Genomic DNA, 8,054 nt, shown 5'->3' on the forward strand with positions numbered 1-8,054 from the left:
CAGCGCCTGTTTGTTTATGGCCTTAAGCCCGCATGCACGGCACTAAATATGCAGCGCTTGGCCCAGTGCCTTCAGCGCGGCTTCTTGCACCGCTTCGCCCAGGGTGGGGTGGGCGTGGATGGTGTGGGCCACATCCTCCAGGCGCGCGCCCATTTCCAGGGATTGGGCAAAGGCGGCGACCAGTTCGGCCACGCCTTGGCCGACGGCTTGCCAGCCCAGGATGAGGTGGTCGCTCTTGCGGGCCACGACGCGCACAAAGCCGCCGGTGGCCTCCAGCGTCATGGCACGGCCATTGGCAGCGAAGGGGAAGGTGGCGGTGATGGCCTCCACACCCGCCGCCTCGGCCTGGGGCGGGGTTTGGCCAACCACCACCACCTCGGGGTCGGTAAAGCACACCGCCGGGATGGCCATGGGCTCAAAGCGCCGGTTCTTGCCGGCAATTTGCTCGGCCACGCATTCGCCCTGGGCCATGGCGCGGTGGGCCAGCATGGGTTCGCCGGTCACGTCGCCAATGGCCCAGACATTGCGCATGGAGGTGCGGCAATGCGCATCGACCGCGACAAAGCGCCCGGCCATGTCCAGCTGCAGCCCTTCCAGGCCAAAGCCCTGGGTGCGCGGGCGGCGGCCCACGGCGACCAGCACGCGCTCGGCCGGCAGGGCAAATTCGTCGGCCCGGGCATTGCGCACATGCACGCCCTGCTGCGCGTCGTAGCCGGCCACGCTGCAGCCCAGGTGCAGCACCACGCCGCTGCGCTTGAGGGCTTCCAGCACGGGCTGGGTCAGCTCTTCGTCATAGCTGGGCAGCACGCGCTGGGCGGCTTCCACCACGGTGACTTCCACGCCCAGTTTGCGGTAGGCCATGCCCAGCTCCAGGCCGATATAGCCTGCGCCAACCACGACCAGCCGCTTGGGCAGCACATCGGGCGAGAGCGCATCGGTGGACGACCAGATGGCCCCGCCATTGCTGCCAAAGGGCATGGACGGCAGCGAAACCGGCTCGGAACCTGTGGCCAGCAGCAGATGCTCGCAACGCACGCGCACCGGCTCGCCGCCGTCGTGCGGGGTGATGACGGCGGTTTTGCCATCCTCAATCTGCGCCCAACCGCGCTGCACCTGTACGCCGGCCTTGCGCAGCAGCGCCCCGACACCGCCAGACAGGCGGGCGACGATGCCATCCTTCCAGCGCACGGTTTGCGCAATGTCGATCTGCGGATTGGCCACCTTGATGCCCAGGGGCGAGGTGCCCGCGCCAAACTGGCGGGCGTGCGCAAACTCTTGCGCCGCATGGATCAGTGCCTTGGATGGGATGCAGCCAATGTTCAAACAGGTGCCGCCCAGGCTGGCCCCTTCGGCCAGCACCGTAGGAATGCCCAGTTGCCCGGCGCGGATGGCGGCCACGTAGCCGCCGGGGCCGCCACCGATGACGAGCAGTTTGGTGGAAATTTCTTTCATCTTTTTATCCTCTCCCGGTTAATCGACAAACAGCAGTGCCGGGGTTTCCAGCAGGGCGCGGATGGCCTGGATGAATTGCGCCGCATCCATGCCATCGACCACGCGGTGATCGAAGGACGAGGACAGATTCATCAGCTGCCGCGCCACGACCTGGCCGTTTTTCAGCATGGGCCGCTCGACCATGCGGTTTACACCGACGATGGCCACCTCTGGATGGTTGATCACCGGGGTGCTGACGATGCCGCCCAGCGCCCCCAGGCTGGTCAGGGTGATGGTCGAGCCGGTCAGCTCCTCGCGGCCCAGCTTGCCGGTTTTGGCCCCCTCGGCCACGCGGGCAATGCCGGCGGCGCTGGCCCACAGGTCCAGGCTTTCGGCATGGCGCAGCACGGGTACCATCAGGCCGCCGTCGGTTTGCGCGGCAATGCCCAGGTGGACGGCCTCGTAGCGGGTAACCACCCCGGCATCGTCGTCATACCGGGCGTTGATCTGCGGAAACTGGCGCAGCGCCAGCACCATGGCGCGGGCCAAAAACGGCAGCAGCGTGAGCTTGCCGCGCGTAGCGCCGTGGATTTTGTTGAGCTGCTGGCGCAGCTGCTCCAGCTCGGTCACGTCCACTTCTTCCACATAGCTGAAGTGCGGGATGCGGCGCTTGGCCTCCTGCATCTTCTGCGCAATCTTGCGGCGCAGGCCGATGACGGGAATCACCTCCTCGCCGTGGCGCTCAACATACTGCGGGTTGCCCCCCACCACCGGGCCCTGGCCAGCGGCAAAGGCTTCCAGGTCGGCGTGGGAAATCTGCCCAGCCGGGCCGCTGCCGTGTACCAGGCGCAAGTCCACCCCCATGTCCAAGGCGCGGCGGCGCACCGAGGGCGCAGCCAGCGGGCGCTCCCCTTCCTTGCGGGCTTGGGCCACGGGGGCGCGGGCGGCAGGACGGGCTGCCGGAGCAGATGCTTGTTTGGGAGCTTGTACCGCTGGTATTGCAATGTTTTCAGATGCTTTTGTGTCTGATTGCTTTGATTTTTCTTCGGGAGCAGCTGCAATTTGTGTAGCTGTAGCCGCAGATGCCGCCGGTGCAGCATCGTCTTTTAAGTTGCCTTCGCCCTCGACTTCCAGGCGGATCAACTCGGCACCGACCGAAATCATCTGCCCCACGGCCGCGCCCAGGGCAATCACTTTGCCATGCACATGGCAGGGAATTTCCACGCTGGCCTTGTCGGTCATGACATCGGCCACGGGCTGGTCTTCCTTGACGCTCTCCCCCAGCGCGACGTGCCAGGCAACCAGTTCCACCTCAGCAATGCCCTCGCCGATATCGGGCACGCGAATAACGTAAATACCCATTTTTTATGCCTCCACTGCGCGTTGCAAAGCCGCACCCACACGGGCGGGGCCAGGAAAGTAAGCCCACTCTTGGGCGTGCGGGTAGGGGGTGTCCCAGCCCGTCACGCGCTCAATGGGCGCTTCCAGGTGGTAGAAGCAGTGCTCTTGCACCAGGGCCACCAGCTCGGCACCAAAGCCGCTGGTGCGCGTGGCCTCGTGCACGACCACACAGCGGCCGGTTTTTTTGACCGATTCGACGATGGTGTCCAGGTCCAGCGGCCACAGGCTGCGCAGGTCAATCACCTCGGCATCAATGCCGGTTTCGCGCGCGGCGCACTCGGCCACCCAGACCATGGTGCCGTAGGCCAGCACGGTGACGGCCTTGCCGGGGCGAAAGATCGCCGCCTTGTCCAGCGGCACGGTGTAATAGCCTTCGGGCACCTTGCCCAGCTCGTGCTTGTTCCAGGGCTGCACCGGCCGGTCGTGGTGGCCGTCAAAGGGGCCGTTGTACAGGCGCTTGGGCTCCAGGAAGATCACCGGGTCGTCGCACTCCATCGAGGCAATCAGCATTCCCTTGGCATCAATCGGGTTGCTGGGCATGACGGTGCGCAGGCCGCTCACATGGGTGAACACCGCCTCGGGGCTTTGGCTGTGCGTTTGCCCGCCGTAAATGCCGCCGCCGCAGGGCATGCGGATGGTGATGGGGGCAAAAAAGTCGCCCGCCGAACGGTGGCGCAAGCGGGCCAGCTCGGAGACGATCTGGTCGTACGCCGGGTACACGTAATCGGCAAACTGGATCTCGACGGCCGGGCGCAGGCCGTAGGCGGCCATGCCAATGGCGGTGCCGACGATGCCGGCCTCTGAGATGGGCGCATCAAAGCAGCGCGTTTTGCCGTATTTTTTCTGCAAGCCTTCGGTGACGCGGAACACGCCGCCGAAGTAGCCCACGTCCTCGCCATAGACGATCACGTTGTCGTCCTTGGCCATCATCACGTCCAGACCCGAGCGCAGCGCCTGGATCATGGTCATGGAAGAAACTGCCTGCGCCTCTTGCGGCGCGGCGTTGCTGGTCATTTCACTCATGGCTTACACCCCCATCTGCTGGCGCTGCCGACGCAGGTGCTCCGGCATTTCTTTATAGACATCGTCAAAAATGGTCGCGGCGCTGGGCACGCGGCCATCGAGCAGGCTGCCGTAGCTTTCGGCCTCTTTTTGCGCAGCCAGCACTTCGGCTTCCAGCTCCTGCTGGGCCTGTGCGTGCTGTTCCTCGCTCCACTCGCCAATCACGATGAGGTGTTGTTTCAGGCGCTCGATCGGGTCGCCCAGGGGGAAGTGCTTCCAGTCGTCGGCCGGGCGGTATTTGCTTGGGTCGTCCGAGGTGGAATGCGGCCCGGCACGGTAGGTTTCCCACTCGATCAAGGTGGGGCCATGGTTGCTGCGGGCACGCTCTGCGGCCCATTGCGAAGCGGCGTACACGGCCAAAAAGTCGTTGCCATCGACGCGCAGCGAGGCAATGCCCACCCCCACACCGCGCTGGGCAAAGGTGGTGCCCTCGCCCCCGGCAATCGACTGGAAGCTGGAAATCGCCCACTGGTTGTTCACCACGTTCACGATCACGGGGGCCTTGTACACGTGGGCAAAGGTCAGCGCGGTGTGAAAGTCCGATTCGGCCGTGGAGCCGTCGCCAATCCAAGCCGAGGCGATCTTGGTATCGCCCTTGATGGCCGAGGCCATGGCCCAGCCCACCGCTTGCGGCACCTGGGTGGCTAGGTTGCCGGAGATGGAGAAAAACCCGGCCCGCTTGTACGAATACATCACCGGCAACTGGCGGCCCTTGTTCGGATCGCGCACGTTGCTCATGAGCTGGCACATCAGCTCGACCATGGAGATGTCGTCGCGCGAGAGCAGCAGCCCCTGCTGGCGGTAGGTGGGAAAGTGCATGTCCCCCTCTTGCAAGGCGGCCGCCTGCGCCACGGCAATGGCTTCCTCACCCAGGCACTGCATATAAAAAGAAAGTTTTTTCTGCCGCTGGGCCAGCACCATGCGGGCATCAAAGATGCGCGTCTTCATCATGGCTTTGAGCCCCCGGCGCAGGCGCTCCGGGTGGATGGCCGGGGCCCAAGGGCCTTGCGCCTTGCCCTCATCATCCAAAACACGCACCAAGCTGGTGGCCAGGTCAGCGGTTTGCGCAGCGGGGGTGTCTGTGGGGGGCCTGCGCACCGCGCCTGCGGGCGAGACCATGAGGTAGGAAAAATCGGTTTTTCCGCCCGGCCGGCCGGTAGGCTCGGGCACGTGCAGCCGTAACGCTGTCATAGAGTAATCTCCTTGCACGGGTTGCGTGCGTGTGAATAGCCACCAAAGCGCGGTACTTGTGGCACAGCACTTTGGCAATACTGGCCACGCCAGTGGCGATGATTGTCAATAAAAACCACTGCTAATGGCTATCTGGTTTCCCCTGGGTTGAAAAGCCAAAAAGCACGGCCTGGAGCACTCCAAAAATATGGTAGGAAAAACAGGGAGAATGTCCGCTTTACGGCTTTCCTTTGTCTTTTCGTCTTCCCTTTGCCTTTGAGACTCACCATGAACGCTCCCGCCTCTTTTGCCCCCATGCCCGATGCCCAGGGATTTTTTGGCCCCTACGGCGGCCAGCTCGTCCCGCCCCACCTCAAAGAGGCCATGGATGCCATCAACGCCGCCTACGCCGAAATCACCCAGCGGCAGGACTTTCAGGATGAATTGGCCCAGCTGTTTGCCGACTATGTGGGCCGCCCCAGCCCCATTTTTCACGCCCGCCGCCTGTCGCAGCAACTGGGCGGAGCGCAAATCCACCTCAAGCGCGAAGACCTCAACCACACCGGGGCGCACAAAATTAATCACTGCCTGGGCGAGGCGCTGCTGGCCAAATTCATGGGCAAGAAAAAGGTGATCGCTGAAACCGGCGCAGGCCAGCACGGTGTGGCGCTGGCCACGGCCTGCGCCCTGGTGGGCATTCCCTGCGAAATCCACATGGGCCAGGTCGATATCGAGAAAGAACACCCCAACGTCACCAAGATGCGCATCCTGGGCTGCAAGCTGGTGCCCGTAACACGCGGTGCCGCCACGCTCAAGGAAGCGGTGGACAGCGCATTTGAGGAATACCTCTCCAACCCCACCGACTACATCTACGCCATTGGCTCGGTGGTGGGCCCGCACCCCTTCCCGATGATGGTGCGCGACTTTCAAAGCATCATTGGCCGCGAGGCCCGCGAGCAATTTCAGGCCAAGCATGGCCGCCTGCCCGATTACGTGGCCGCCTGCGTGGGCGGGGGCAGCAATGCCATGGGCATGTTCACCGCCTTCTTGCACGACCCCCATGTCAAGCTGGTAGGGGTGGAGCCCGCTGGCGAAGGCACCGACAAACCGGGCCGCCACGCCGCCACCCTGACCATGGGCCAGCCCGGCGAAATTCACGGCATGAAGTGCTACGTGCTGGAAGATGCCGACGGCCAGCCCGCTGCCGTGCACAGCATCGCCTCGGGCCTGGACTACCCCGGCATTGGCCCGCAGCACAGCTACCTGAAAGACCTGGGCCGCGTGCAGTACGAAACAGCAGACGATCAGGAAACGCTCAACGCCTTCATGCAGCTATCGCGCGTGGAAGGCATCATCCCCGCGCTGGAAAGCGCCCACGCCGTGGCCTGGGCCATGCGCGTGGCCCCAACGCTGCCCGCCGATTGCCACATCTTGGTGAACCTCTCGGGCCGTGGCGACAAGGATGCCGACTACGTCGCAAAAAAGCTGGGCCTGTGAGCGCCGTGCGCACACCGACATCTGTGCACCTCCCCATGCGCTTGCGCCCACCCGCCGCATGATGGTGCCCACCCACTTGGCCGCCGGTTTGTTTTCCGGGGCCGGGGCCGTCGCCTGGCTGCAGGTGCCGCCAGTGCCCACCGTTTGGTTGCTACTGGGGGCCCTGATTGGTGCCCTGCTGCCCGACATCGATCACCCTAAAAGCTGGCTGGGGCGGCGCCTGCCTTTGCTATCGCTGCCCCTGTCGGCCATCTTTGGGCACCGGGGCATCACCCACAGCCTGCTGGCTGTGGTGGGCGTAGTCTGGGCATTGCAACAAGCCCTGACACAGTGGAACGCGATCCACCACGGGCATTGGCACTGGGTCGGTGTGGGCGTGGCGGTGGGCTACCTCAGCCACCTGCTGGGCGACTTCGCCACCCACGGCGGCGTGCCGTGGTTGTGGCCGTTCAAGAAGCGCTTTTCCCTGCCGCTGACCTTTCGCTCCGGCAGCTGGTTTGAGCGCATGCTGTTCTTCGCCTTCGGGACGGGCACGCTGTACCTGCTCATCCTGCGCTTTGCGCCCTGGGCGCTGCACGACGCACTGGCCCTGTGGCAACAGCTCAGCACGTAAGGCCTGCGCCTTGAGGGTCTATTCCTTCGGCAGAAGTAGAGGCAAACTACTTGCTGCAGCTTTCTGAGCTGCCTATTCGGCAGTGAACGCGCTGGATAGCATCAGCGAGGTGGCCGAGGTTTTCTGAGCTGCCTATTCGGCAGTGAACCTAGTGGCCCTCGACCTGGTGGCCCTCGACCTTTTCTGAGCTGCCTATTCGGCAGTGAACTCCACGGTGTTGCCGCTTGCGGGCAGGTGCCATTTCTGAGCTGCCTATTCGGCAGTGAACTGGTCGCGCGGCCTCAAGGCCATGTTTGACCTTTTCTGAGCTGCCTATTCGGCAGTGAACTGTTCAGAAAACATCGCGGGCGGGCGGGCCTGTTTCTGAGCTGCCTATTCGGCAGTGAACGCATTGCCTACACGTGTTGGCCGCTATTCAGATTTCTGAGCTGCCTATTCGGCAGTGAACGACGGGGGCAGTGTGCCGAACTCGGGTTTGATTTTCTGAGCTGCCTATTCGGCAGTGAACGCACACGTTCGCCGCGTGGAATGCCGCGTTGTTTTCTGAGCTGCCTATTCGGCAGTGAACATGCCTCGCAAGGCGCGGTTGTTATTTTTCATTTTCTGAGCTGCCTATTCGGCAGTGAACAAAACTTCTTGGACGGCAACGAATCGCTGATTTTTCTGAGCTGCCTATTCGGCAGTGAACCCAAAGATCAAAGTAGCGCCGCAGCAGTTGCGTTTCTGAGCTGCCTATTCGGCAGTGAACTTTAATTGTTGCATCCCGGACGATCATATGGTCGCTTATTGAACAACTCAGGGTGAGTTTGATGCCACTGTTTCATGGCCTGCATAGGTGTTTTGCTGTGCAATGCTGACTGGGGCAGTTGGTGGTTGTACA

General features: G+C 63.3%; 6 protein-coding genes, 1 pseudogene and 1 CRISPR repeat array. Of the genes and pseudogenes, 2 read left to right on the forward strand and 5 right to left on the reverse strand.

The annotated features are described in order from the left end of the window. Positions 1–42: 42 nt before the first annotated feature. From lpdA to J1777_RS12065, 4 genes are read right to left on the reverse strand one after another with little or no spacing between them, the layout of a single operon-like run. Positions 43–1,452 (reverse strand): dihydrolipoyl dehydrogenase, encoded by a 1,410-nt coding sequence (lpdA, locus tag J1777_RS12050; RefSeq protein ID WP_207575942.1) that lies wholly within the window; start codon positions 1,450–1,452, stop codon positions 43–45. Positions 1,453–1,470: 18 nt separating this feature from the next. Continuing rightward, on the reverse strand, positions 1,471–2,793 hold the full coding sequence (locus J1777_RS12055; RefSeq protein WP_207575943.1) for a dihydrolipoamide acetyltransferase family protein: 1,323 nt from the start codon (positions 2,791–2,793) through the stop codon (positions 1,471–1,473). A gap of 3 nt (positions 2,794–2,796) precedes the next feature. Then, a complete protein-coding gene (locus tag J1777_RS12060; RefSeq protein ID WP_479723410.1) occupies positions 2,797–3,846 on the reverse strand; it encodes an alpha-ketoacid dehydrogenase subunit beta in 1,050 nt (349 codons plus the stop codon). 12 nt (positions 3,847–3,858) lie between these two features. Next, a complete protein-coding gene (locus J1777_RS12065; protein WP_207575945.1) occupies positions 3,859–5,085 on the reverse strand; it encodes a 3-methyl-2-oxobutanoate dehydrogenase (2-methylpropanoyl-transferring) subunit alpha in 1,227 nt (408 codons plus the stop codon). A gap of 267 nt (positions 5,086–5,352) precedes the next feature. On the opposite strand from J1777_RS12065, the gene trpB reads away from it, so the two are divergent. Beyond that, positions 5,353–6,561, forward strand: coding sequence for a tryptophan synthase subunit beta (trpB, locus tag J1777_RS12070; RefSeq protein ID WP_207575946.1), 1,209 nt, complete (start codon positions 5,353–5,355; stop codon positions 6,559–6,561). A gap of 58 nt (positions 6,562–6,619) precedes the next feature. Continuing rightward, positions 6,620–7,174: a metal-dependent hydrolase gene (locus tag J1777_RS12075; RefSeq protein ID WP_207575947.1), complete on the forward strand. Its 555-nt coding sequence runs from the start codon at positions 6,620–6,622 to the stop codon at positions 7,172–7,174. A gap of 60 nt (positions 7,175–7,234) precedes the next feature. Next, positions 7,235–7,922: a CRISPR direct-repeat array (repeat unit 28 nt; unit sequence TTTCTGAGCTGCCTATTCGGCAGTGAAC). 1 nt (position 7,923) lies between these two features. On the opposite strand, the pseudogene J1777_RS12080 reads toward J1777_RS12075, so the two are convergent. Beyond that, a pseudogene (locus J1777_RS12080) lies at positions 7,924–8,054 on the reverse strand (IS481 family transposase); the annotation flags it as partial.

The sequence above is a fragment of the Comamonas denitrificans genome (assembly GCF_017368815.1).
Classification (GTDB): Bacteria; Pseudomonadota; Gammaproteobacteria; order Burkholderiales; family Burkholderiaceae_C; genus Comamonas; species Comamonas denitrificans.